Source organism: Stenotrophomonas sp. EMP41 (assembly GCF_047495535.1).
In the GTDB taxonomy this organism is placed as follows: domain Bacteria; phylum Pseudomonadota; class Gammaproteobacteria; order Xanthomonadales; family Xanthomonadaceae; genus Stenotrophomonas; species Stenotrophomonas sepilia.
The window spans coordinates 4,347,192-4,369,751 of sequence record NZ_CP179923.1; the positions used below are offsets into that span (position 1 = coordinate 4,347,192).

At 68.8% G+C, this 22,560-nt stretch carries 19 protein-coding genes and 1 pseudogene; 8 read left to right on the forward strand and 12 right to left on the reverse strand.

Annotated elements, in window-relative coordinates; translation table 11 throughout:
- Positions 1–117 precede the first annotated feature (117 nt).
- The gene (locus ACMGRF_RS19885) at positions 118–795 is read left to right on the forward strand and encodes a response regulator transcription factor (RefSeq protein ID WP_049414314.1); all 678 of its coding nucleotides are present in this window, start codon (positions 118–120) and stop codon (positions 793–795) included.
- A 6-nt stretch (positions 796–801) separates the two neighbouring features.
- On the opposite strand, the gene ACMGRF_RS19890 is transcribed toward ACMGRF_RS19885, so the two are convergent.
- Positions 802–1,191 carry a DUF6165 family protein gene (locus ACMGRF_RS19890; protein ID WP_049414316.1) on the reverse strand — a complete coding sequence of 130 codons (390 nt, stop codon included), beginning with the start codon at positions 1,189–1,191 and terminating at the stop codon, positions 802–804.
- A 178-nt stretch (positions 1,192–1,369) separates the two neighbouring features.
- On the opposite strand from ACMGRF_RS19890, the gene ACMGRF_RS19895 reads away from it, so the two are divergent.
- On the forward strand, positions 1,370–2,068 hold the full coding sequence (locus tag ACMGRF_RS19895; protein ID WP_049414317.1) for a TorF family putative porin: 699 nt from the start codon (positions 1,370–1,372) through the stop codon (positions 2,066–2,068).
- Here ACMGRF_RS19895 and ACMGRF_RS19900 read toward each other — a convergent pair.
- Positions 2,065–3,213, reverse strand: a complete 1,149-nt coding sequence (locus ACMGRF_RS19900) for an MFS transporter (RefSeq protein WP_342585646.1) — start codon at positions 3,211–3,213, stop codon at positions 2,065–2,067. The two genes, ACMGRF_RS19895 and ACMGRF_RS19900, sit on opposite strands and share 4 nt — an antisense overlap.
- Before the next feature lie 143 nt (positions 3,214–3,356).
- Here ACMGRF_RS19900 and ACMGRF_RS19905 point away from each other — a divergent pair.
- Positions 3,357–4,242 (forward strand): annotated as a pseudogene (locus ACMGRF_RS19905) (LysR family transcriptional regulator).
- Here ACMGRF_RS19905 and ACMGRF_RS19910 read toward each other — a convergent pair.
- Positions 4,211–4,678 carry a DUF1456 family protein gene (locus tag ACMGRF_RS19910; RefSeq protein ID WP_049414320.1) on the reverse strand — a complete coding sequence of 156 codons (468 nt, stop codon included), beginning with the start codon at positions 4,676–4,678 and terminating at the stop codon, positions 4,211–4,213. The pseudogene ACMGRF_RS19905 and the gene ACMGRF_RS19910 sit on opposite strands and share 32 nt — an antisense overlap.
- An 84-nt stretch (positions 4,679–4,762) precedes the next feature.
- Between ACMGRF_RS19910 and ACMGRF_RS19915 the strand changes: the two genes are divergently transcribed.
- Complete coding sequence (locus ACMGRF_RS19915) at positions 4,763–5,248, forward strand: hypothetical protein (protein ID WP_049414321.1); 486 nt, start codon at positions 4,763–4,765, stop codon at positions 5,246–5,248.
- 87 nt (positions 5,249–5,335) lie between these two features.
- Positions 5,336–6,088 (forward strand): SDR family NAD(P)-dependent oxidoreductase, encoded by a 753-nt coding sequence (locus ACMGRF_RS19920; protein WP_049414322.1) that lies wholly within the window; start codon positions 5,336–5,338, stop codon positions 6,086–6,088.
- A 129-nt stretch (positions 6,089–6,217) separates the two neighbouring features.
- Here ACMGRF_RS19920 and ACMGRF_RS19925 read toward each other — a convergent pair whose 3' ends face one another.
- From ACMGRF_RS19925 to ACMGRF_RS19940, 4 genes are all read right to left on the reverse strand, one after another.
- Positions 6,218–7,105: an SPOR domain-containing protein gene (locus ACMGRF_RS19925; protein WP_049414323.1), complete on the reverse strand. Its 888-nt coding sequence runs from the start codon at positions 7,103–7,105 to the stop codon at positions 6,218–6,220.
- 21 nt (positions 7,106–7,126) lie between these two features.
- On the reverse strand, positions 7,127–8,815 hold the full coding sequence (argS, locus tag ACMGRF_RS19930) for an arginine--tRNA ligase (RefSeq protein ID WP_005420518.1): 1,689 nt from the start codon (positions 8,813–8,815) through the stop codon (positions 7,127–7,129).
- Between the two features lie 114 nt (positions 8,816–8,929).
- Positions 8,930–9,634 carry a RadC family protein gene (gene radC / locus ACMGRF_RS19935; protein WP_014035697.1) on the reverse strand — a complete coding sequence of 235 codons (705 nt, stop codon included), beginning with the start codon at positions 9,632–9,634 and terminating at the stop codon, positions 8,930–8,932.
- Between the two features lie 70 nt (positions 9,635–9,704).
- Entirely contained in the window at positions 9,705–10,331 is a 627-nt protein-coding gene (locus ACMGRF_RS19940; RefSeq protein ID WP_049443446.1) for a response regulator transcription factor, read from the reverse strand.
- A 199-nt stretch (positions 10,332–10,530) separates the two neighbouring features.
- On the opposite strand from ACMGRF_RS19940, the gene coaBC reads away from it, so the two are divergent.
- The 3 genes from coaBC to ACMGRF_RS19955 are packed head-to-tail and all read left to right on the forward strand — an operon-like array spanning position 10,531 to position 14,651.
- Positions 10,531–11,820, forward strand: coding sequence for a bifunctional phosphopantothenoylcysteine decarboxylase/phosphopantothenate--cysteine ligase CoaBC (gene coaBC / locus ACMGRF_RS19945; protein WP_049414325.1), 1,290 nt, complete (start codon positions 10,531–10,533; stop codon positions 11,818–11,820).
- Positions 11,817–12,290 (forward strand): dUTP diphosphatase, encoded by a 474-nt coding sequence (gene dut, locus ACMGRF_RS19950; protein WP_005420510.1) that lies wholly within the window; start codon positions 11,817–11,819, stop codon positions 12,288–12,290. The genes coaBC and dut overlap by 4 nt, the downstream gene beginning before the upstream one ends.
- A gap of 12 nt (positions 12,291–12,302) precedes the next feature.
- Complete coding sequence (locus ACMGRF_RS19955) at positions 12,303–14,651, forward strand: phosphomannomutase/phosphoglucomutase (RefSeq protein WP_049414326.1); 2,349 nt, start codon at positions 12,303–12,305, stop codon at positions 14,649–14,651.
- A gap of 76 nt (positions 14,652–14,727) precedes the next feature.
- On the opposite strand, the gene ACMGRF_RS19960 is transcribed toward ACMGRF_RS19955, so the two are convergent.
- Genes ACMGRF_RS19960 through kdpA form a run of 5 tightly spaced genes read right to left on the reverse strand, consistent with a single transcriptional unit; the run spans position 14,728 to position 22,558 of the window.
- A complete protein-coding gene (locus ACMGRF_RS19960; RefSeq protein WP_005420506.1) occupies positions 14,728–15,441 on the reverse strand; it encodes a response regulator transcription factor in 714 nt (237 codons plus the stop codon).
- Complete coding sequence (locus ACMGRF_RS19965) at positions 15,422–18,082, reverse strand: sensor histidine kinase (protein ID WP_049439093.1); 2,661 nt, start codon at positions 18,080–18,082, stop codon at positions 15,422–15,424. The genes ACMGRF_RS19960 and ACMGRF_RS19965 overlap by 20 nt, the downstream gene beginning before the upstream one ends.
- 51 nt (positions 18,083–18,133) lie before the next feature.
- Complete coding sequence (gene kdpC, locus ACMGRF_RS19970) at positions 18,134–18,784, reverse strand: potassium-transporting ATPase subunit KdpC (protein ID WP_100478987.1); 651 nt, start codon at positions 18,782–18,784, stop codon at positions 18,134–18,136.
- Positions 18,781–20,838: a potassium-transporting ATPase subunit KdpB gene (kdpB, locus tag ACMGRF_RS19975; RefSeq protein WP_049413981.1), complete on the reverse strand. Its 2,058-nt coding sequence runs from the start codon at positions 20,836–20,838 to the stop codon at positions 18,781–18,783. The genes kdpC and kdpB overlap by 4 nt, the downstream gene beginning before the upstream one ends.
- Before the next feature lie 10 nt (positions 20,839–20,848).
- A complete protein-coding gene (kdpA, locus tag ACMGRF_RS19980; protein ID WP_111190482.1) occupies positions 20,849–22,558 on the reverse strand; it encodes a potassium-transporting ATPase subunit KdpA in 1,710 nt (569 codons plus the stop codon).
- Positions 22,559–22,560 lie beyond the last annotated feature (2 nt).

Here is a 22,560-nt window from a genome sequence, read left to right on the forward strand (position 1 = left end):
GAAACAAAATGCCGTCTGACTGGTGGCGCACGCGGGCCGAGCATTGCAAGGAATTGGATTCCGCCGCTGCGGGCACCGGCCTACGGTGGATGCCCCATGTTGCCTGGACATGCCGCGATGCCGCCCACTCGCCCGCCCCTGCTGCCTGATCGGCCATGCCGCCTGGCGCTGCTGGACCCGCATCCTGTGCTGCGGTTGGGCGTGGAAGTGCTGCTCCGCCAACACAGTGGTGTGCAGGTGCGCGTGAGCCTGTCCAGCGAGGCGCACCTGCTGCAGCTGCTGGAGCGCAGCCCGAGGTGTGTCGACCTGCTGCTGATCGATGCGCTGCCGATGGGCGACCTGGGCGATGGATTGGCCCTGCTGCGCGTGCTGTCGCAGCGCTGGCCGGCGCTGCCGGTGCTGGTGCTCTCGGCGCACTGCAACGCCAGCACGGTGACCACCGCGATGCGAGCCGGCGCGCGCGGCTTCCTGTCCAAGTCGATGCCACCGGAGACGTTGCTGCGCGCCATTGACGTGATCGCCCGTGGCGGCCGCTTCGTGCCACCGGAACTGCGTGAGGAGCTGAAGCTGCCACGCACACGCCGGGTATCTGCACCGGTGCTCGCGCCGCTGAGCCAGCGCGAGCGTGAAGTGCTCGGCTTGGTGCTGAAGGGCGTGAGCACCAGTGAAATGGCCCTGCGCTCAGGGCGCTCGGCCAGCACCATCAGCTCGCAGAAGACGTCGGCCTACCGCAAGCTCGGCATTCGTGGCGACGGCGACCTGTTCCGCTTCCGCCACCTGCTGGAATGCGGCTGAGCGGCCTTACTCGCCCTGGTACTGCTTCTCTTCCACCAGCGCTGAACCGGCCACGCGGTTGATCTCGTTCTTCACCTGCACCCGCTCGCCATTGGTGCCATAGACACCGCGTGCCAGCTGGATGAACGCATCGTCGAATACCTGGGCCGCTTCCTTGTCGCGCAGCTGGTCCTGGATGTCCCACATGCGCTCGTTGATCGCCTTCAGCTGCTGCTTCAGCGCGTCCAATGCCGGCTGCGCCTGCAGCTGCTGCTGCAGCAAGGGCAACAGGCCATCCAGTTCGGTGCGCACGTTGGCCAGCTTGGCAGCATCATCGATGCGCTCGGCCTTGATCTCGAGAATGGTGATCTTGTCGATCAGCTCGCCGATCGATACCGGGGTCAGGATGGCGTCCACGTGATTGGTTCCTGGAAACAAGGCGCCATGATACCGCGCGGCTGGCGCGCAGCCTCCATCCACGGGATTTACGCCGAATTTGCGCCGCTGGCCGGGCAGCACCCTCGATCCGTTACGGCGGCGCGCCCGACACTGCCGTCCCGGCGGCGCGACCGCCTTCGACAAGGAACACAGTGCAGTGAACAGCAAGGGGATGATGGCGGCGCTGGTGGCCGCCCTGGCAGGGCTGCTCGGGATCGGCAGCGCGCAGGCACAGGTGCAGGCCAGTGGCAGTGCTGCATTGACCAGCGACTACGTGTGGCGTGGCAGCTCGCAGAGCGATGGCGACCCGGCGGTGCAGGCCGGCGCGAAGGCCTCGATCCCGTCGGGATGGTACGCCAGCGTGTGGGGGTCGAACGTTTCGTTCAAACCGGACAATGGCGCGCGCAGCGAGTTCGACCTGGTGGCCGGCTGGTCCGGCGCACTGGCGCCGGCCTGGAACCTGGATGCGAACCTGACCCGCTACGTGTACCCGGGCACCGGCCGCACGCTGGACTGGACCGAACTCAACACCACGTTGACCTGGAAGCAGCGTGCCTGGCTGCAGGTCGCCCATTCCAGCGATGCACTGGCCGGTGGCCATCGCGGCACCTATGCCCAGCTGGGAGTGCGTGTGCCGCTGCACGAACGCGTCCGCCTGGAAGCGGCGGTGGGCCAGTACTGGCTGGCCACCGCGCAGGGCCCGGACTACCTGCATGGCCAGCTCAGTGCCATTGCCACGCTGGCCCCGGCATGGGAGCTGCGTGCCACCGTGCACGACACCGACAACGCGGCCAAGCGCCTGTTCCCGGGTAACGCCGGTGGGCGCTGGGAGCTGGCGCTGCAGGGCAGTTTCTAATTCGACGATGCCGCCTGGCGCGCACGCAGCGCGCCGGGCAGCCACAGCAGCAGGGCCAGCACGGCCACGGCGGCACCGGCCACGCAGACGCCGGTCCAGCCGAAGCGCTGGTAGACCTGTGCAGACAGCAGCGAGCCCAGCGAGCCGCCGATGAAATAGCCGGTCATGTAGCCGGCATTGAGGCGGTTGCGTGCCGCAGGCTGCAGCGCATAGATCAGGTTCTGGTTGCTGACATGCAGCAGCTGCGCGGCCAGGTCCAGCACCACCACGCCGACCAGCAGCGCCAGCAGCGAGTGGGCCGACAGCCCCAGTGGCAGCCACGACAGCAGCAACAGCGCCAGTGCAATGGCGGTGGCACGTCCGGTCTGGCCACGGTCGGACATGCGGCCAGCCAGCCCCGCCGCCAGCGTGCCGGCCGCACCGACCAGCCCGAACAGGCCGATGGTGGCGTCGCTGTAGGCGTACGGCGGCTGTGCCAGCAGGAACGCGAGCGGGGTCCAGAAGATCGCGAACATGGCGAAGCTGCAGGCCCCCAGCAGCGTGCGCTGGCGCAGCACCGGTTCCTGCACGAACAGTTCGCCAATGGAGCGCAGCAATGCGAAATAGCCCAGGCCGGCGCTGTGGTGGAAGCGCGGCAGGCCGCGCTGCAATGCCAGTGCGGTCAGCACCAGGGTGGCAGCGGCGATCGCATACACCAGGCGCCAGTCGCCCAGGCTGGAAAGCAGGCCGGCCACGGTGCGCGCCAGCAGGATGCCCAGCAGCAGGCCACTCATCAATGTTCCGACCACGCGGCCACGGTGTTCCGGCGCGGCCAGCGTGGCGGCGAACGGCACCAGCACCTGGGCCACCACCGAAAACAGGCCGGTGATCGCGGTGCCCACCAGCAGCCAGGTCAGCGACGGTGCGCAGGCACTGATCACCAGTCCACCCGCCGACAGCAGGCTCATCACCACGATCAGGCGGCGGCGTTCGAACAGGTCACCCAGTGGCACCAGCAGGATCAAGCCGGCGGCATAGCTCAGCTGCGCGGCGGTAACCACCATGCCGACCTGGCCGAACGGCACGCCGAAGGCGTCGGCGATGGTGTGCAGCAGCGGTTGCGCATAGTAGTTGCTGGCCACGGCCACGCCGGTGGCGACCGACATCAGCAGCACCTGCCAGCGCTGCAGAGGGGGAAGGGACGGGTTCACGCGATGTTCCAGGAAACGGGGGGCACAGTGTCCGCCTGCTGCGAGCATGATGGAAATGAATCATCATCATCCGAGCCATCTGAAAACAAGATAGTTGTATGAACCTCAAGCAGCTCGAATTCGCCGTGGCGCTGGCCGAAGAGGGCAATTTCACCCGTGCCGCCGAGCGCTGCCACGTGGTGCAATCCGCGCTCAGCCACCAGATCGCCTACCTGGAACAGGAACTGGGTGCCACGCTGTTCGAGCGCCTGCCGCGCCAGGTGCGGGCCACCGCCGCCGGCGAGGCGTTGCTGGTGCACGCACGCCAGGTGCTGGCCAGCCTGCGCCACCTGCGCGCCGACGTGGCCGCCGTCAGTGGCGAAGTGCGTGGGTTGCTGGCCATCGGGCAGATTTCCTCGCTGACCGACATCGACGTTGTGGCGATGCTGGCGGCCTTCCAGCGCGTGCACCCGCAGGTGGAGTTCCAGTTGCGCGTAGACAAGAGCGAGGACCTGATCGCGCAGGTACAGTCGCGCGCGCTGGATGTGGCACTGGTCGGCCTGGCGCCTTCGGCAGCGCTGGACGGTGTCTGCCACCAGGTGCTGCAGGAGGAGGATCTGGTAGCGGTACTGGCGCCATCGCACCGGCTGGCCGGGCGCAAGCGGCTGCCATTGACCGCACTGCAGGATGAAGCACTGGTCGACTTCCCGCGCGGCACCGGCGCACGCCGGCAGACCGATGATGCTTTTGCCGCAGCCGGACTGCCGCACACGGTCCGTTTCGAGGTCAACCTGATGGAACTGGTCGAGCGCTTCGTCCGCCATGGGTTGGCGGTCGGCATCGTGCCGGCATTGATCGCCGATGGGTTCCAGGGCGTGGTGCAGATTCCGCTGCAGCCGACCCCGACCCGGCGCGTGCACCTGGTCTGGCAGCGCCTGCCGACCAGCGGCGCGGGCGTTCGTCGACGCCGTGCTCAGCCGCGCAGGCGCAGGCTCAGGCCCTTGAGGAAGTTGCGCAGCATCTGGTCCAGGCAACGCCGGTAGTTGGCGTGCCCGGGTTGGCGGAACAGCGCGCCCACTTCCGACTTGGAGACATTGAAACCTGCGCTGGCAAAGATCTCCATCAGGTCCACGTCGCGCAGCTGGAACGCCACGCGCAGCTTCTTCAGCACCAGGTTGTTGTCGATGCGGGTTTCCACTGCGCGCTGCGGCTGGCTCTCGTCGCGGCCACGCAGGTGCACGATCAGGCCGTCGAGGAAGTGCGCCAGCGCGCTGTCGTTCATCGCCTCGAAACCGGCTTCGTCCTCGCGGCGCAGCCAGGCCTTCACCTGCCCGGTATCCACGGCAAAGGCCGGGTCGGCCATCTGGCACAGGGTGACCACGTGCTGGTCACCCAGGTCCAGGGAGTAGCGCACGCTGCGCAGGACATCATTGTTGATCATGGCCCAATTGTACCGGCCCCTGGTGTGTCACCGGACTGTCATCGAACTGCAGCATCGTGAGCACTCGTTCGCTGGGACCCTCGCATGCGCCGGTATCTGTTTTCCGCACTACTGCTCGCCGGCAGCTTCGCTGCCTTCGCCCAGGACCGCTTCGTACCCGTCGAGCGGCGCCTCAGTGCATCCCAACTGGCCGAGGTCGGGCTCAGCCCAGCGCAGTTGCAGGCGTTGAACCGGGTACTGCGCGAGGCAGAGAGCACGGCCGCGTCGACGGCAGCGGTGGCCCCGGTCGCTGCGCCGCTGCCTGCCAATGTGCCGGCACCGGCAGCAATGCATCTGGGCCTGGAAGACGAACCGGTCAGCGCCCGTGTGGTCGGAGAGGTCGCAGGCTGGCAGCCCGGCACGCTGTTCACCCTTGATAACGGCCAGCAATGGCAGGTGATGAAGGGACAGATGAAGCTGCGCAGGGTGTTGCAGTCGCCGCAGATCGCCGTTGTTCCCGGAATTGCCGGGCGCTGGTTCCTGCAGGTCGACGAAGACCTGCCCAAGGCCAGAGTGTTTCGCGTGCGTTGAGCCGGGGGGACGGCAGGACGGCGGGCAACTCAGGACGGGCCGGGAATGCCAGAATGGGCGTCCGGTTTTTCCCCCTGGAGTTGCCTGATGACCCGCACTGTCCTGATTACCGGCGCCACGTCCGGCTTCGGCGCCGCCGCCGTCCACCGCTTCGCCCAGGCCGGCTGGAAAGTGATCGCCACCGGCCGCCGCGGCGAACGCCTGCAGCCGCTGGTAGAGCGCTACGGCAAGGACGTGGTGCATGCCGCCGCCTTCGACATCCGCGATGCGGTGGCGATGGAGGCGGCCCTGCTGGCGCTGCCGCCGGCCTTTGGCGAGATCGACCTGCTGGTCAACAACGCCGGCCTGGCGCAGGGCACCGCGCCGGCACAGAGCGCCACGCTGTCGGACTGGACCACGATGATCGACACCAACATCACCGCGCTGGTGACCCTGACCCACCGCCTGCTGCCGCAGCTGGTGGAGCGCAAGGGCGCGATCATCAACATCTCGTCGGTGGCCGGCGTCTACCCGTACCCGGGTGGCAACGCCTACGGTGGCACCAAGGCCTTCGTCAGCCAGTTCTCGCTGGGCCTGCGTTCGGACCTGCACGGCACCGGCGTGCGTGTGACCACGATCGAGCCGGGCATGGCCGAAACCGAATTCACCGTGGTACGTACCCATGGCGACCAGAACGCCTCGGACAAGCTGTACAGCGGCGCCAACCCGATGACCGCCGAAGACATCGCCGAGCAGATCTTCTGGGTGGCCAGCCTGCCGCCGCACCTGAACATCAACCGGCTGGAGCTGATGCCGGTCAGCCAGTCGTTCGCCGGATTCCAGGTCGCCCGCGAGGGCTGACCGGAGTCGTATCGCTTTTTGTGGAGTCGAGCCATGCTCGACTGCATTCAACGGCAGTCGAGCATGGCTCGACTCTGCAGAAACAAGAAAGCCGGGCACTGCCCGGCTTTTTCATTCACATCGGCAGGCTTACTGCGCCTTGATCGCCATCGCCTGCAGGCCGGTGCCATCCAGCTTCTGCTTGGCTTCGGACAACTCGCCGGCACTGCCGTACGGGCCCATGCGCACGCGGTACACGGTCTTGCCGTTGATCTGCGCCGACTCCACGCGTGCCGCCAGGCCCATCATGGCCAGCTTGGCCTTGGTGGCTTCGGCGTCACCGGAAGCACCGAAGGCTCCTGCCTGCAGGATGTAGCGGGCGTTGTCGGCGGCCGCCGGTGCAGCTGCGGACGCCGGCGGTGCCGACGTGGCGGGCGCGCTTTCCGCGCGCGGCGCTGGAGTGGCGGCCGCCGTGCTGGCCGACGGGGTTGCCGCGGCCGGGTGCTCGCTCAGCGGTGCCGGCAGCGGACGGTTGGTCGCGGTTACCGGCGCGGTGCTTGCGACGCTGGCCGTTGCGGTCGGTGCCGGCGTGGCCGTGCTTGCCGGAGGTACCGGCCTGCCCTCCAGCGCGGCCTGCGCGCGCGACGCTTCGGCCTTGGCCCGGCGCTGATCCTCGGCGCGCGCGCTGGCGGCCAGTTCGGCGTCGGACATTTCCACTTCCTTGCCCGGCAGCAGGGTGTAGAAGTCGTACTGCGTCGCGGCGGGCTTCTCCGGTTCGGCCGGCTTCGGCGTGGCCGGCTGCGCGGCCGGCTGGCTGCCGACATCGCTGTCGGCATCAGCGACCGGGGCCGGCTGCGCGTTCGGGTTCGGCTGCGGACCGGCACGCAGGAAGCCATCGCCTTCGCCCTTGAACAGGTTCGGCGCCGCCAGGAACACCACGGCGGCGATCGCCACACCGGCCACCAGCCACACCCATCCGGGGGTGCCCTGGCTGCTGCTGTTGCGTCGTGCCTGGGTTTTGCCGCGTCGTGCTGCCATGTGTACTGCGTCTCCTGATGCTTACATTTTTTCCGGGGCACTCACGCCCAGGAGTTCGAGGCCGTTGGCCAGCACCTGGCGCGCCGCGCAGGCCAGGGTCAGCTTGGCGTTGCGATCGGTGGCGTCGTCCACCAGCACCGGCGTCCCGTGATACCACGTGTGGAAGGCATGCGCCAATTCACGCAGGTACTGCGCCACCAGGTGCGGCTCCAGCGCCACGCCAGCCGCTTCCACCACTTCCGGATACCGCGAGATCTCGTTCATCAACCCCAGCGAGGCATCGTCGGCCAGGCGGCCCAGATTGGCCAGGCCATTGCCCTGCTCGTACACCAGGCCCTTTTCCTGGGCCTGGCGCAGCAGGCTGCAGACGCGGGCGTGCGCGTACTGCACGTAGAACACCGGATTGTCGTTGCTCTGCTGGCGGGCCAGGTCGATGTCGAAGGTCAGCTGCGAATCGGGCTTGCGCGCGATCAGGAACCAGCGGGTCGCATCGCGGCCGGCCTCCTCGATCAGGTCGCGCAGGGTGAAGTAGCTGCCGGCACGCTTGGACAGCTTCACTTCCTCGCCGCCGCGCATGACGGTGACCATCTGGTGCAGCACGTATTCCGGCCAGCCCTGCGGGATGCCCACTTCCAGCGCCTGCAGGCCGGCGCGCACGCGCGCCAGCGAGCCGTGGTGGTCGGCGCCCAGTTCGGTGATCGCGCGCTCGTAGCCGCGCTGCCACTTGGACAGGTGGTAGGCCACGTCCGGCACGAAGTAGGTGAAGGTGCCGTCGGACTTGCGCATCACGCGGTCCTTGTCGTCACCGAAATCGGTGCTGCGCAGCCACAGCGCGCCGCCTTCCTCGTAGGTGTGCCCGGAGGCCTGCAGCTTGGCCACGGCCTCGGCGACCTTGCCATCGGCGTACAGCGAGCTTTCCAGGAAGTAGATGTCGAAGTCGACGCCGAAGGCGGCCAGGTCCAGGTTCTGCTCGTTGCGCAGGTAGGCCACGGCAAAGCGACGGATCGCCTGCATGTCGTCCGGGTCCTTGGCGCCGACCACCAGCGTGCCTTCCAGGTCAACGCTGGCGCCGGCCATGTAGGCGCGGGCAACATCGGCGATGTACTCACCGCGGTAGCCGCCTTCCGGCCAGCCTTCCTGGTCCGGCGCAATGCCCTTCACGCGGGCCTGCACCGACAGTGCCAGGTTCTCGATCTGCACGCCGGCGTCGTTGTAGTAGAACTCGCGCTTGGCGTTCCAGCCGTTGGCATCGAGCACGCGGGCCACGCAGTCGCCGATCGCCGCCGCGCGGCCATGGCCGACATGCAGCGGGCCGGTCGGGTTGGCCGACACGTACTCCACGCCCACCGTGCGGCCATTGCCGGACAGGTTGCGGCCGTAGTCGTGGGCTTCCTTGATGACCGACGCGGCTTCGCGCTGGTACGCAGCCGGAGCCAGGTGGAAGTTGATGAAGCCGGGGCCGGCGATCTCGACCTTGCTGACGTCCTCGCTGCGCGGCAGCGCCTCGACCAGCGCCTGAGCCAGTGCGCGCGGATTGCTGCGCGCGGCCTTGGCCAGCAGCATCGCGGCGTTGGTGGCGAAGTCGCCATGGTCACGGGTCTTCGGGCGCTCGACCACGAAGTCCGGCGGCAGGGAGTCGGCGGGCAGGGTGCCATTGGCGCGCAAGGCTTCGATGCCTTGGCTGATCAGGGCGCGGAGGAGATTTTTCACGAGGCCTGCTGTGAGAATGAGCGGCGGAATCGCCCATTTTAGCGCAGATACCCGCGCCCACGCTGACCAGAACATGCGTGTGGGGGCGGCCGATGGCGCCTGAAGGGGCCGCGCTCAGCCGAACAGGCGTGGCTGGGGCGGGGACAGCAGGCCCCGTTCAGCAAACGAAACGGGGCGGCCTTCGCCGACCACGAAGTGGTCCAGCAGGCGTACGTCCACCAGTGCCAGCGCCTGCTGCAGTTCATCGGTGATCCGGGTATCGGCGCCGGAGGGTTCCGGGTCGCCGGAGGGGTGGTTGTGGCTGAGGATCACCGCTGCGGCATTGTGCAGCAGGGCTCGCCGCACCACCTCGCGGGGGTAGACCGGGGCGGCATTGATGGTGCCCTGGAACAGTTCCTCGCAGGCGATCAGCCGGTGGCGGTTGTCCAGGAACAGCGCCATGAAGATCTCGCGGGCCTGGCCGCGCAGGCGGTGCTGCAGGTAGCGGCCGACTGCGGCCGGATTGTTGCCGACCGCCTCGCCCTGCTGAAGCTCGGCGGCCAGGTAGCGATGGGCCAGTTCCAGGCCGGCGGCCAGTGCACAGCTTCGTGCCGGCCCCAGCCCCGGCAACCGGGCCAGCTCGCGGGCCGGGCGGTCCAGCAGCACACGCAGGGGGCCATGCGCCTGCAGCAGGTCGCGGGCGGTCTGCACCGCGTCGCGTCCACCGAAGCCAGAGCCGAGGAACAGCGCCAGCAGTTCTGCGTCGGACAACGTGGCGGGGCCGCGGGCGATCAACTTCTCGCGGGGACGTTCCTGCTCGGGCCAGTCATGGATGGGCATGCCTGCATCATCGCCAGCGCGGGTGATGCGTCCCATCAGGGCAGGGCGCACGCCCGGGTAGGCTGTTGCCTCAGTCGCGTCGCGACTGCAGATAGGCGAACAGCTCCTGATTGTTCTGCAGCCCCAGCTTGCGCTTGGCTTCGGCCTTCTGCCGGCTGATCGTTTTCGGGCTGCGGCCGCAGTGGACGGCGATGGCGTTCACTTTCAGTCCGGCGGCCAACAGGTCCAGCACTTCCTGTTCGCGGGCCGACAGCGCCGCCGGCTCACGCGCGAACATCAGGTCGCGCGCCTGCAGGTGGTGGCGCAGCTGCTGCGAGACGAACACCTGCCCGGCCATGGCCGCGTTCAGGGCCTGCGGCAACTCGCCGAAATCGGCGCACTTGTCCACCAGGCCACTGACACCTTCACGCAGCAGGCCATCGAGCAGGCCGGGGTGACGGGCGCCGGTAAGCACCACCACGGGCATGCCCGGGTGGCGTGCGCGCAGCTCAGCGATCAGTTCCGGGCCATCCGGGCCGGTGCCCGGCATGGAGAGGTCGGTCAGCACCGCGTCGCAGCCGTGGTGCTCGACCAGCTGCAGCAGCTGGGCGCCGTCACGCGCGCTGCCGACGACCTCCATCAGATGGGTCTGCAGCACGATGCGGATGCCGTGCAGGACGACGGGATGGTCGTCGGCGATGATGATGCGCGGGTGCACGCGGAATCCTCGAAAAGCGAAGCGGCACACCTGCGGTGGCCACCGACGATTCTGCAAACGTGGCCGGGCAACAGGTATAGGAAAGTTCCGAATCGCAGTGTCTTGAACCCCGGAAGCGTTGTGGCGCAAGTCCCATCTGCTGATAGCCGCCCGCTATGTGTGCCGTGTACCGGGACATTACTGACCATCGGGTAAGCTAATGCCCTCGTTTGCACAGGAATTCCAGGTGGCTGACTCCCCCAACGCTTCCCCCGCGCCGGCCCGCGCGCTGGAAGGCCAGAAACTGCTGTTGTGCGTCGGAGGCGGGATCGCGGCCTACAAGGCCCTGGAGCTGGTGCGGCGCCTGCGCGATGCCGGTGCCCAGGTGCAGGTGGCGATGACCGCCGGTGCCCAGCAGTTCGTCACTCCGCTCAGCTTCCAGGCCCTGTCCGGGCAGCCGACCCGCACCACGCTGTGGGACAGCGCCGCCGAGCAGGCCATGGGCCACATCGAGCTGGCGCGCTGGGCCGACCGCATCGTGGTCGCGCCGGGTACCGCCGATCTGCTGGCGCGGCTGGCCCAAGGCCATGCCGATGACCTGGTCAGCACCCTGTGCCTGGCCAGCACCGCACCGCTGACGATCTGCCCGGCAATGAACCACCGGATGTGGCTGCATCCGGCTACCCAGGCCAACATCGCCCTGCTGCGCCAGCGCGGTGCGCAGGTGATCGGCCCGGTCGATGGCCCGCTGGCCGAAGGTGAATCCGGTCCCGGCCGGCTGGCCGAACCGGGCGACATCGTGGCCGCGCTGGTGGCCAATGGCGGTACCGCTGCGACGGTTGCCGCGCCGGAAACCCATGCCCTGCAGGGGTTGCGCCTGCTGATCAGTGCCGGCCCGACCTACGAAGACATCGATCCGGTGCGCTACGTCGGCAACCGCAGCAGCGGCAAGATGGGCTTTGCCCTGGCCGCTGCCGCCGCCGCGCTGGGCGCGCACGTGGTTCTGGTCAGCGGCCCGGTCCAGCTGCCGACGCCACCGGGCGTGCAGCGCATCGACGTGCGCTCGGCCGCGCAGATGCGCGATGCCGTACTGAAGTCGCTGCCCGCCGACATCTATATCGGTGCCGCCGCGGTGTCCGACTACACCCCGCGCCAGGTCGCCGCGCAGAAGCTGAAGAAGACCGCCGACAGCCAGTCGCTGGTGATCGAGCTGGTGCGCACGCCGGACATCCTGGCCGAAGTCGCCGCGCAGACGCAGTCGCTGAAGCTGGTGGTCGGCTTCGCCGCCGAGACCCACGACGTGGAGAAATATGCACGCGGCAAGCTGATCGACAAGCGCCTGGACCTGGTGATTGCCAACCAGGTCGGCATCAGTGGCGGTGGTTTCGAGAGCGACAACAATGCCGCCACGGCCTTCTGGCAGGACGGTGAACAGGTATTCCCGGCCACCTCCAAGCGCGAACTGGCCGAACAACTGCTGGCGCTGATCGCGCGGAGACTCCAGGCATGACCCAGGCATCCCTTTCCCAACCGCTGCAGGTCAAGCTGCTCGATCCGCGCTTCGGCGACAGCTGGCCGCTGCCGGCCTACGCCACCGAAGCCAGCGCCGGCATGGACCTGCGCGCCGCGCTGGATACCGCGCTGACCCTGCAGCCGGGCGACACCGCGCTGGTGCCCAGCGGCCTGGCCATCCACATTGCCGACCCGAACCTGTGCGCGGTGATCCTGCCGCGTTCGGGGCTGGGCCATCGGCATGGCATCGTGCTGGGCAACGGCACCGGCCTGATCGATGCCGACTACCAGGGGCCGCTGCTGATCAGCGTCTGGAACCGTGGCCGCGAGGCCTTCACCATCGAGCCCGGCGATCGCATCGCGCAGCTGGTGGTGGTTCCGATTGCCCGCGTCAGCCTGCAGGTGGTGGATACTTTCACCGACAGCGTGCGGGGCACGGGTGGATTCGGCCATACCGGGGTGCGTTGACAGGGGACATCGATGAGCGGCATCGGGGAAGGACAGCGGGGACGGTCGTTGGGTCGCAGTGCACCACTACTGGGGGTGCTGCTGATCCTGCTGGCCGGCTGGTTCGGATGGAGCGCGGTGCAGCAATGGCGGCAGGAGGCCAACGGCCAGGCGCTGGAAGAAGCGCGCGACCAGGCCGTGCAGGGCCTGCAGCAGGCCGCTGCAGGCCAGTTGCAGCAGCTGCAGCAGCAGTTGAAGAACGATCGCGTGCAGCAGGCGCTGCAGGCCGGCGATGCTGCTGCAGCGGCGCTGGCCGTGCGCGAGAGCTGGACCGGGGTTGAGCAGGTCGAGGTGCTGACGGCCGATCTGGCCAACGCCTATGCCGATCCGGCCACCTTCGGGTATGCACGCCTGGCTCTGCTGGAAGCGGCGGTGGCTGAGGGCAAACCCAGCCTGCGCGTCGTCCGCGATGGTGGCGGCAATCGCCTGGGCCTGGCCGCGCCGGTGCAGCTGGGCAGCCTGGGGCCGGCCGTGATCTATGTCCGCCAGCCGCTGCTGCGGCTGACCTCGCCGCTGGACCAGGTGCGTGCGCCGTCCGCAGGCTTCCTTGGCCTGCGCCAGGGTGGGTTCGATCTGGTCACCCAGGGCGACGCGGGCCTGTCCGAAAGTGCCGAAGCGCTGGCGCGCCCGGTTGCAGGCACGCCGCTGCGGCTGGTCGCGTCGGTGCCGAATGTCGACGCCGGTCCGTTGGGCCTGGGCGCGCTGGCCAGCGCCATTGTGGCGTTGCTGCTGGCGTTCATTGCCGTGTTGCTGGTGGTGGGACGTGACCGACTGCCGAAGTCGCTGCCCTTGCCGCGCCGCGCCGCAGCGTCCGAGGCCGACCATGGCCCGACCCTGAGCGAGAGCCTGCAGCAGGCGCCGCCACCCGTGGCCGCTGTGACCGGCAGTGGCGATGCCACGCCACCGCCGCCCCCGCCGGTGCCGGCCGAGGAGCTGGCCGCCGGCATCTTCCGCGCTTATGACATCCGCGGCGTGGTGGGCAGTGAACTGACACCGAAGACCGCGGCGCTGATCGGCCAGGCCATCGGCACCGTGGCACTGGAGCAGGGCCTGCGCGAGGTGGTGATCGGTCGCGATGGCCGCCTGTCCGGACCCGAGCTGACGGCCGGGCTGGCCGAGGGCCTGCGCCGTGCCGGCTGCGCGGTGATCGACATCGGCCTGGCGCCGACCCCGCTCGTGTACTACGCCGCCTTCCATCTGCGTACCGGCACCTGCGTGGCAGTCACCGGCAGCCACAATCCGCCCGAGTACAACGGCTTCAAGGTGGTCATTGGCGGCGAGACGCTGTCCGGCGATGCCATCACCGATCTCTACCAGCGCATCGTCGAGGGCCGCCTGGTGCAGGCCGCCGAGCCCGGTGACTACCAGCAGCGCGATGTCAGTGCCGACTACATCCAGCGCATCGCCGATGACGTGCAGCTGGACCGCCCGCTGAAGGTCGTGGCCGATGCCGGCAATGGCGTGGCCGGCGCACTGGCGCCGCAGCTGCTGGAAGCGATCGGCGCCGACGTCATTCCGCTGTACTGCGATGTCGACGGTACCTTCCCCAACCATCATCCCGACCCGAGCGAACCGGCCAACCTGGAAGACCTGGTGCAGACGGTCAAGCGCTTTGGCGCCGATCTCGGCGTGGCCTTCGATGGCGACGGCGACCGGCTGGGCGTGGTGACCGGCGAAGGCCGGATCATCTACGCCGATCGCCTGCTGATGCTGTTCGCTGCCGATGTGTTGATGCGCAATCCGGGCGCGATGGTGATCTACGACGTGAAGTGCACCGGCAAGCTGTCCGACCACGTGCTGCGCAACGGTGGCAGCCCGCTGATGTGGAAGACCGGGCATTCGCTGATGAAGGCGAAGATGCGCGAGACCGATGCCGAGCTGGCCGGCGAGATGAGCGGCCACTTCTTCTTCAAGGAACGCTGGTTCGGTTTCGACGACGGTCTGTACGCCGCTGCGCGCCTGCTGGAGATCCTGGCCCAGCGCGAGGAAACCCCGGACGAGGTGCTGGGCGAACTGCCGGAAATGGTCGCCACGCCGGAGCTGAAGGTACCGGTGGCCGACGGGACGCCGCATGCCCTGGTGGCGATGCTGGTGGCGGCGGCGCAATCGCCGGACAACCCGTATGTGGGTGGCCGCCTGTCGACCATCGACGGGCTGCGCGTGGACTTCGCCGATGGCTGGGGCCTGGTGCGTGCCTCCAACACCACGCCGGTGCTGGTGCTGCGCTTCGAAGGCAACGACGAGGCCGCACTGGAACGCATCCAGGCCCTGTTCCGCAGCCAGCTGCAACCAGTGCTGGGCGATACCCCGCTGGGGTTCTGACCCCTTTGGACGCTGCAGCAGAATGGGTAGTGCCGGCCGCTGGCCGGCAATTGGGCTTGCCGGCCAGCGGCCGGCACTACCCCTTGAACCGCAACCCCACGCCCGGCTCGGTGAACAGGTAGCGCGAATCCAGCGCCGAATCGCCCAGCTTGTGCCGCAGCTTGCCGACCAGGATGCGCAGGTAGTGGGTGTCGTGCTGGTGGGTCGGCCCCCAGATCTCCTGCAGGATCTGCGGCTGGGTCACCACCCGCCCGGCATTGCGCAGCAGCAGCGACAGCAGCGCGTATTCCTTGCGGGTCAACGCCACCGGTTCACCCTGCAGGGCGACTTCGCGACGCACCAGGTCCACGTGCAGGTGGCCATCGTCGAACACCGGCGGCGTGCCATCGGTCGGCACGCTGCGCGTGCGCAGCAGCGCCCGCACCCGCGCCATCAGCTCCTGCGTGCCGAATGGCTTGGTCACGTAGTCGTTGGCGCCGGTATCCAGTGCGCGCACCTTCTCGGCTTCGCCGGCGCGCACGGTCAGCATGATCACCGGCACCTGGCTCCACTGGCGCAGCTGTTCCAGTACTTCGTGGCCTTCCATGTCCGGCAGGCCGATATCCAGGATCACCAGGTCCATGTCCTCGCTGGCGGCCAGCTGCAGGCCTTCCTGGCCGGTGGCGGCCTGCCGCACCTGATAGCCCTGCGCGCGCAGGCTGATGTCCAGGAACCGGCGGATCTGGGTTTCATCATCGATCACCAGCACGCGCGCGGCCGGCACGCTGGCATCAATCGGGGTCGGGCTCATCGTGGGAGGCTGGCTTGAGCAGGGGCAGGGTGATGCGGATCAGGGTACCGCGACCGTCGCGTCCGGGCAGCGCCTGCACGCTGCCGCCATGTGCGCCGATCATGCCCTGGCAGATGGTCAGGCCCAGGCCGGTGCCGTGGCGGCCTCGGTCGCCACGCTCGACGCTGTAGAACATGTCGAAGATGCGCGCGCGCTCGTCATCGGGAATGCCGGGGCCGGCATCGATCACGTCGATGCGCAGCTGGCCGTCCAGCTCGCGCGCCTGTACCTGCACGGCGGCGTCGGGCGGCGAGAACTTGGCCGCGTTCTCCATCACGTTGAACACGGCCTGTTCGACCAGCGCCGGATGCACCCAGATCGGTGCCAGCGTGGCTGGGATGTCCAGCTCCAGCCGCACCTTTGGCTGGTAGCGCTGCAGGCGCCGTGCCGCCGAGCCGATCAGTTCGTCCACGCCGATCCAGTCGCGGTTGATCTTCAGCCCTTCATGACCCAGCCGGGTCATGTCCAGCAGGTTCTGGATGTAGCGGTCCAGGCGCTCGCCCTCGACCAGGATGGTGTCCAGCAGGGCGCGGCGATCAGCCGTATCCATCGCTGCACCGTAGCTGGCCAGGCTGTCGGCCGAACCGATCATCGCCGCCAGTGGCGAGCGCAGGTCGTGCGACACCGAGGAGAGCAGCGCCGAACGCAGCCGCTCGGTCTCGTTGCTGACGTGTGCCTGCTCCAGTTCCGCCACCAGCCGCGTACGCAGCGCGGCCTGTGCGATGTCATCGACCATCGCTTCGGCCAGCTGCCGCTGTTCGGGCAGCAGGCGCGCCTGTGCGCCGGGCAGGTACAGGCCGGCCACGCCGATCGCACGGTCTTCGCCGTCCAGCAGCGGCAGGAACCACCATTGCGCGCCGGCCAGGGTATCGGTGAAACGCCCACTGGGCTGGCCGTGGCGCAGTGCCCAGTCGGCGGCCGCCAGGTCGGTATCGCCAGGCTGGCTGCGGCCACCGGCGGCGGTATCGGTGCCGATCCGCAGCCACGCCGGCACGTCCAGGGCCTGCTCCAGCGCATGCCGGCCCGCCTGTGCCACTTCGCCGTTGCCGGCCGCGCTGGCCAGCTGACGGCCCAGCTGCTGGCGCGCACGCGCATGGCGGTTGGCCGCACGCAGCGCAATCACCTGCATGCGCAGGCGCGAGGCCAGGCGCCCGGCCACCAGTGCCGCAGCCAGGAACAGGAACACGGTGATCACGCCCTGGCGCGCACCGATGGCGAAGGTGAAGCGCGGCGCGATGAACAGGAAGTTGTAGGCCAGGAAGCACAGGATCGCGGCCATCACCGCCACGCTGGCGCGCGTGCGTGCAGCCACCAGCACCACCGCGACGATGAACACCATCGACAGGTCGGCCATGCCCACCCAGTGTTCGGCCAGCCACGCCACCGCACAGGCCAGCGCGGTGGCGATCAGGGCTTGTGCCGGTTCATGACTGATACCGCGCATTGGCGGCAGCAGGCTCTCGCGGCGCGAGCGTGCGCGTGCCTGCGGCGTGCTGATGATGGTGATCTCGTAATGCGCGCCACGCTGGATCAGCTGCTGGGTCAGGGTGCGGTTGAACATCCGCGCCAGCGGCCGTTCGCGGGTCCGGCCCAGCACCAGGGTCGACACGCCGTTGTGTGCGGCATGGTCGAGCAGGGCATCGGCAATGCTCGATCCGTGCAGCAGTTCGGCGTCGCCGCCCAACCGCCGTGCCAGCGCGAAGGCCGCATCGATCTCGCGCCGGGTCGCCTCGTCCTGGCGCCGGCCCTGCACGGTCACTACCGTCCACGGTGCGTCGCGGCGCTCTGCGATGCGCCGCGCCACGCGCACCAGGTATTCGCTCTGGCCGCCCCCGTCGATGGCCACCAGAACGCCGCGACGCAGGGGCAGATTGCTTTCGCCGCGCGCGGCACGGGTTTCGCGCAGGCTGCTGTCGACGCGGTCGGCGGCTTCCTGCATCGCCAGTTCGCGCAGCGCGGTCAGGTTGGCCGGTGAGAAGAACGCCTGCAGTGCCTGTGCCGCCTGTTCGGGCACATAGACCTTGCCCTGCTGCAGGCGAGCGATCAGTTCGCGCGGCGGCAGATCGACCAGCACGATGTCGTGCAGGCGGTCGAGCACGCCGTCGGGCACGGTCTCGCTGACGCGCACGCCGGTGATCCGCATCACCACGTCGTTGAGGCTTTCCAGATGCTGGATGTTGACCGTGGTCCAGACGTCGATGCCGGCATCCAGCAGCTCCATCACATCCTGCCAGCGCCGCTCATGGCGGCTGCCCGGTGCATTGCGGTGGGCCAGTTCATCCACCAGCACCAGCGCAGGATGCCGTGCCAGCACGGCATCCAGGTCCATCTCCTGCAGGACATGGCCGTGATAGGCCACGTCCTTCAGCGGCAGCTGCGGCAGGCCCTCCAGCAGGGCCTGGGTATCGGTGCGTCCATGGGTTTCCACCAGGCCCACCACCAGGTCGACGCCGCGGCGCAGCTGTTCCTGCGCACGGGTCAGCATGGTGTAGGTCTTGCCCACGCCCGGCGCCGCACCGAGGAACACGGTCAGCTTGCCGCCGGCTTCGCGTTGCAGGCCTTCAACCAGGGCATCGGCCTGGCGGGTACGTGCATCAGTCATGGGGGCCGCTGTCATGGCCACCATTGTGCGCGCAGCGGGTACAGCCCGGCATCACGGCGTCTTGGCCGCATGGTCCAGCGCGAAGTTCAGCGTCACCACGTTCACCCGTGGCTGGCCGAACAGGCCCCACTGGCGCCCTTCGGTATGCGCCTGCACCAGTGCCTGCACGCGCTCCACCGGCAGGCCACGGGCACGCGCCACGCGTACCACCTGCAGCTGCGCCGCCGCCGGCGACAGCTGCGGATCCAGGCCACCGGCGGACTGGGTGACCAGGTCCGCAGGCACCTGCGCCGGGGCGATGCCTTCGCGTGCGGCCACCGCAGCGGTGCTGGCGGCGACGCGCTCGGCCAGTGCGGGGTTGCTGCGCGCCAGGTTGGAACCGGCCGCGGCCATCGGGTCGTAGTTGGCCGCCGACGGACGCGCCTGGAAGTAGCCGTCACCGGTGAACGGCTGCGCCAGCCAGGCCGAGCCACGCACCTGGCCGCTGCCATCGCGCAGCAGGCTGCCTTCGGCCTGGGTCGGGTAGGCCAGGCCGGCAAAGCCGGTGGCGATGCCGGCATAGACCGCGCCGGCCAGCAGCAGGGTGGCCAGGCCCAGGCCGATCGCCGGGCGCCAGCGGGCGTCGTCCTGCAGGCTGGCCACGCGGGCCTCGGCGTTCGCTTCGCGGGGCAGGGAGGTGGAGGTGGAAACAGAACGGTTCATGCGCCGAATACCAGGACAAGGAGGAGGTCGATCAGCTTGATTGCCGCGAACGGCAGCAGCACGCCGCCGAGGCCGTACACCAGCATGTTCCGGCGCAGCAGCGCGGTCGCGGTGGCCGGGCGGAAGCGCACGCCGCGCAGGGCGAGCGGGATCAGCGCGGGAATCACCAGGGCGTTGAAGATCAGCGCCGCCAGCACCGCGTTGCGCGGACTCGACAGCTGCATCACATTCAGTGCGGCCATGGTCGGAACGGCCGCGGCGAACAGCGCCGGCAGGATCGCGAAGTACTTGGAGACGTCGTTGGCCAGTGAGAAGGTGGTCAGCGCGCCGCGGGTGATCAGCTGCTGCTTGCCCACTTCCACCACCGCCAGCAGCTTGGCCGGGTCTGAATCGAGGTCGACCATGTTGCCGGCCTCCTTCGCCGCCTGCGTGCCGGAGTTCATCGCCAGGCCGATGTCGGCCTGGGCCAGTGCCGGGGCGTCGTTGGTGCCGTCACCGACCATTGCCACCAGCCGGCCACCGGCCTGTTCCTGGCGGATGCGCGCCAGCTTGTCCTCCGGGCGGGCCTCGGCGATGTAGTCGTCGACGCCAGCCTCGGCGGCAATGGCTGCAGCCGTCAGCGGGTTGTCGCCGGTGATCATCACCGTACGGATGCCCATCGCCCGCAGCTGCGCGAACTTCTCGCGCATGCCGTGCTTGACCACGTCCGACAGTTCGATCACGCCCAGCACGTGGCGACCCTCGGCCACCACCAGCGGGGTGGCGCCATTGCGCGCCACCTGCTCGACGCGACCGGCCAGTTCCGCCGGCACGTTGCCGCCCAGCGCCTGCACATGGGCGCGGATCGCATCGGCGGCACCCTTGCGGATCTGCCGGCCATGTTCCAGATCGACGCCGGACATGCGGGTCTGCGCACTGAACGCCAGGTACTCGGCATGGTCCGGCTCGGCGGTGGCGCAGCCCTGCTCGCGCGCCAGGCGCACGATCGACTTGCCTTCCGGGGTCGGGTCGGCCAGCGAGGACAGCAGCGCCGCTTCACGCAGCTGGCTGGCGTCGATGCCGGCCAACGGATGGAAGTGGCTGGCCTGGCGGTCGCCGTAGGTGATGGTGCCGGTCTTGTCCAGCAGCAGCACGTCGACGTCGCCGGCCACTTCCACCGCCTTGCCCGACTTGGCCAGCACGTTGGCGGCCAGCGCACGGTTCATGCCGGCGATGCCGATGGCCGGCAGCAGCCCGCCGATGGTGGTCGGGATCAGGCATACCAGCAGCGCGATCAGCAGCAGCGGATCGACCTGCACGCCTACCGCCGCACCGATCGCCGGCAGCGTCGCCACCACCACCAGGAAGGTCAGCGTCATCGCTGCCAGCAACAGGGTCAGCGCGATCTCGTTCGGCGTCTTCTGACGGTTGGCACCCTCCACCAGCGCGATCATCCGGTCCAGGAAGCTGTGCCCCGGCTCGGCGGTCACCCGCACGATGATCTGGTCGGACAGTACTTTGGTGCCGCCGATCACGCCGGAACGGTCGGTACCGGCCTCGCGCAGCACCGGGGCGGATTCGCCGGTCACCGCCGCCTCGTTGATGGTGGCCAGGCCCTGCACGATCTCGCCATCGGCCGGCACCAGCTCACCGGCACTGACGATCACATGGTCGCCCGGGCGCAGCTCGGCGGCAGGTACCTGGGCTTCCGCAGCCCCCGGCTGCGGTGCGGCCAGGCGCCGCGCCACCAGATCCTGGCGCGCGCGGCGCAAGGACGCGGCCTGGCCACGGCCACGCGCCTCGGCCACTGCTTCGGCGAAATTGCCGAACAACACAGTCACCAGCAGGATCGCGGTCACCGCCAGGCCGAAGCCCAGCGGCGCATTGCCGGTCAGTGTGACGATGGCGGCGACGATCGTGCCGGCCATCACCACCGCCATCACCGGGCTGCGCACCAGGTGCATCGGCGAGAGCTTGCGTACTGCTTCGACCAGCGCACGGCGCAGGCCGGCGCCATCAAGCAGCGCAGGGCGCGGGGCAAGGGAACTACGGGTGGAACTTGCGTGGGTACTCATCGGGGTGTCCTTAGTGCAGTCCCAGGCTGAGGTGGTCGGCGATCGGGCCGAGTACCAGCGCCGGCATGAACTGCAGCACGGTCAGGATGACGATCACCGAGACCAGGGTCAGGGCGAAGGTCGGGGTTTCGATCTGCAGGCTGCCGGCAGACTCCGGCGCCTGGCGCTTGGCGGCCAGCTGGGCGGCCACCACCAGCGGGATGATCAGCAGCGGGAAGCGGCCCAGCAGCAGCACCAGCGAGCAGCTCAGGTTCCACCACAGCGTGGCGTCGCCCAGCCCCTCGAAGCCCGAGCCGTTGTTGGCGTAGGCCGAGACGTACTCGTAGAACACCTGGCTGATGCCATGGAAGCCAGGGTTGGAGGTACCGGCCAGCCCGGGCACGGCCAGGGTGATCGCGGTGAACACCAGCAGGGTGATCGGCTGCAGCAGCACCAGCAGGGCCAGCAGGCGTACCTGTGGCGTCTCCAGCTTGCGGCCGAACAGTTCCGGCGTACGCCCAGTCATCAACCCGGCCAGGAACACGCCCAGCAGCAGGTACACGATGAACTGCTGCAGGCCACAGCCGATGCCGCCCCAGATCGCGCTGACCAGCATGTTGACCATCGCGATGCCGCCACTCAGCGGCGCCAGCGAGTCATGCATGCCGTCGACCGAGCCGTTGGAGACCTGCGTGGTCACCGCCGCCCACAGCGCAGTGCCGTCGGCGCCGAAGCGCACCTCCTTGCCTTCCATCAGCAGCGGCGTGGCGGCGCTGGCACTGTGCCCTTCACTCCACATCATTGCGCCGGTGGACAGCAGCGACATGCCCAGCATGCAGCTGAACACCAGGGCGCCGAACCGGCGCCGGCCGGTGAACGCACCGATCATGAAGATCACCGCCATCGGCACCAGCAGGATGCCGACGATCTCCAGCGCGTTCGACAGCGGGGTCGGGTTTTCCAGCGGGAAGCTGCTGTTCGGGCCGTACCAGCCGCCACCGTTGGCGCCCAGCTGCTTGGCCGCGACCATCGCCGCCACCGGGCCCAGCGGCAGCTTCTGTGCGGCCATGCCGGCGCTGGCATCGATCGGCGTGGCCTGCGGGCCACCGGCCATCGTCGACGGCACGCCCTGGCTGGTCAGCAGCAGGGTCCACACCAGGCACAGCGGCAACAGGAAGCGCACGCACAGGCGCACCACGTCCACGTAGTAGTTGCCCACCGCTACCTGTCGGTCGTCGCCGGCACCGGTGGCCGCGGCAGCCTGCGGCGCACGCGAGAACAACGCGCGCAGCGTGGCCACCGCCAGCGCCAGGCCCATCATCGGTGTCACCACCTGCAGGCCGGTGATGCCGGTCATCTGCGAGAGGTAGGACAGCTGCGCCTGGCCCGAATAGTGCTGCTGGTTGGTGTTGGTCAGGAACGAGATCATCGTGTGCAGCGCGGTGTCCCAGCGCATGTTCGGGATCTGGTCCGGGTTCAGCGGCAGCCAGGCCTGGGTCATGAACACCGCCTGGGTCAGTACGGCGACCACCACGTTACTCAGTACGAAGGCCAGCACGTAGCCGCGCCAGGACATCGCGCGCGAGGGATCGACGCCGAACACCCTGTACAGCGGCTTCTCGATCCAGTGGAACAGCACGTCGACCTTCATCGGCGTGCCACGCATCACGCGGGCCAGGTACAGGCCCAGCGGCCACGCCAGCAGCAGGCTGGCGGCAATAATCACAAGCATCTCGGTCATGG

Excerpts from the sequence above, each read along its gene's own strand:
- ACMGRF_RS19965 (WP_049439093.1), bottom strand. The coding sequence starts at position 18,082 with ATGACTGATGCACGTACCCGCCAGGCCGATGCCCTGGTTGAAGGCCTG.
- ACMGRF_RS19955 (WP_049414326.1), top strand. The coding sequence starts at position 12,303 with ATGAGCGGCATCGGGGAAGGACAGCGGGGACGGTCGTTGGGTCGCAGT.
- coaBC (WP_049414325.1), top strand. The coding sequence starts at position 10,531 with ATGCCCTCGTTTGCACAGGAATTCCAGGTGGCTGACTCCCCCAACGCT.
- ACMGRF_RS19925 (WP_049414323.1), bottom strand. The coding sequence starts at position 7,105 with ATGGCAGCACGACGCGGCAAAACCCAGGCACGACGCAACAGCAGCAGC.
- ACMGRF_RS19915 (WP_049414321.1), top strand. The coding sequence starts at position 4,763 with ATGCGCCGGTATCTGTTTTCCGCACTACTGCTCGCCGGCAGCTTCGCT.
- ACMGRF_RS19960 (WP_005420506.1), bottom strand. The coding sequence starts at position 15,441 with ATGAGCCCGACCCCGATTGATGCCAGCGTGCCGGCCGCGCGCGTGCTG.
- dut (WP_005420510.1), top strand. The coding sequence starts at position 11,817 with ATGACCCAGGCATCCCTTTCCCAACCGCTGCAGGTCAAGCTGCTCGAT.
- kdpC (WP_100478987.1), bottom strand. The coding sequence starts at position 18,784 with ATGAACCGTTCTGTTTCCACCTCCACCTCCCTGCCCCGCGAAGCGAAC.
- kdpA (WP_111190482.1), bottom strand. The coding sequence starts at position 22,558 with ATGACCGAGATGCTTGTGATTATTGCCGCCAGCCTGCTGCTGGCGTGG.
- ACMGRF_RS19885 (WP_049414314.1), top strand. The coding sequence starts at position 118 with ATGCCGCCCACTCGCCCGCCCCTGCTGCCTGATCGGCCATGCCGCCTG.
- ACMGRF_RS19910 (WP_049414320.1), bottom strand. The coding sequence starts at position 4,678 with ATGATCAACAATGATGTCCTGCGCAGCGTGCGCTACTCCCTGGACCTG.
- ACMGRF_RS19900 (WP_342585646.1), bottom strand. The coding sequence starts at position 3,213 with ATGTCGGTCGCCACCGGCGTGGCCGTGGCCAGCAACTACTATGCGCAA.
- kdpB (WP_049413981.1), bottom strand. The coding sequence starts at position 20,838 with ATGAGTACCCACGCAAGTTCCACCCGTAGTTCCCTTGCCCCGCGCCCT.
- ACMGRF_RS19920 (WP_049414322.1), top strand. The coding sequence starts at position 5,336 with ATGACCCGCACTGTCCTGATTACCGGCGCCACGTCCGGCTTCGGCGCC.
- radC (WP_014035697.1), bottom strand. The coding sequence starts at position 9,634 with ATGCCCATCCATGACTGGCCCGAGCAGGAACGTCCCCGCGAGAAGTTG.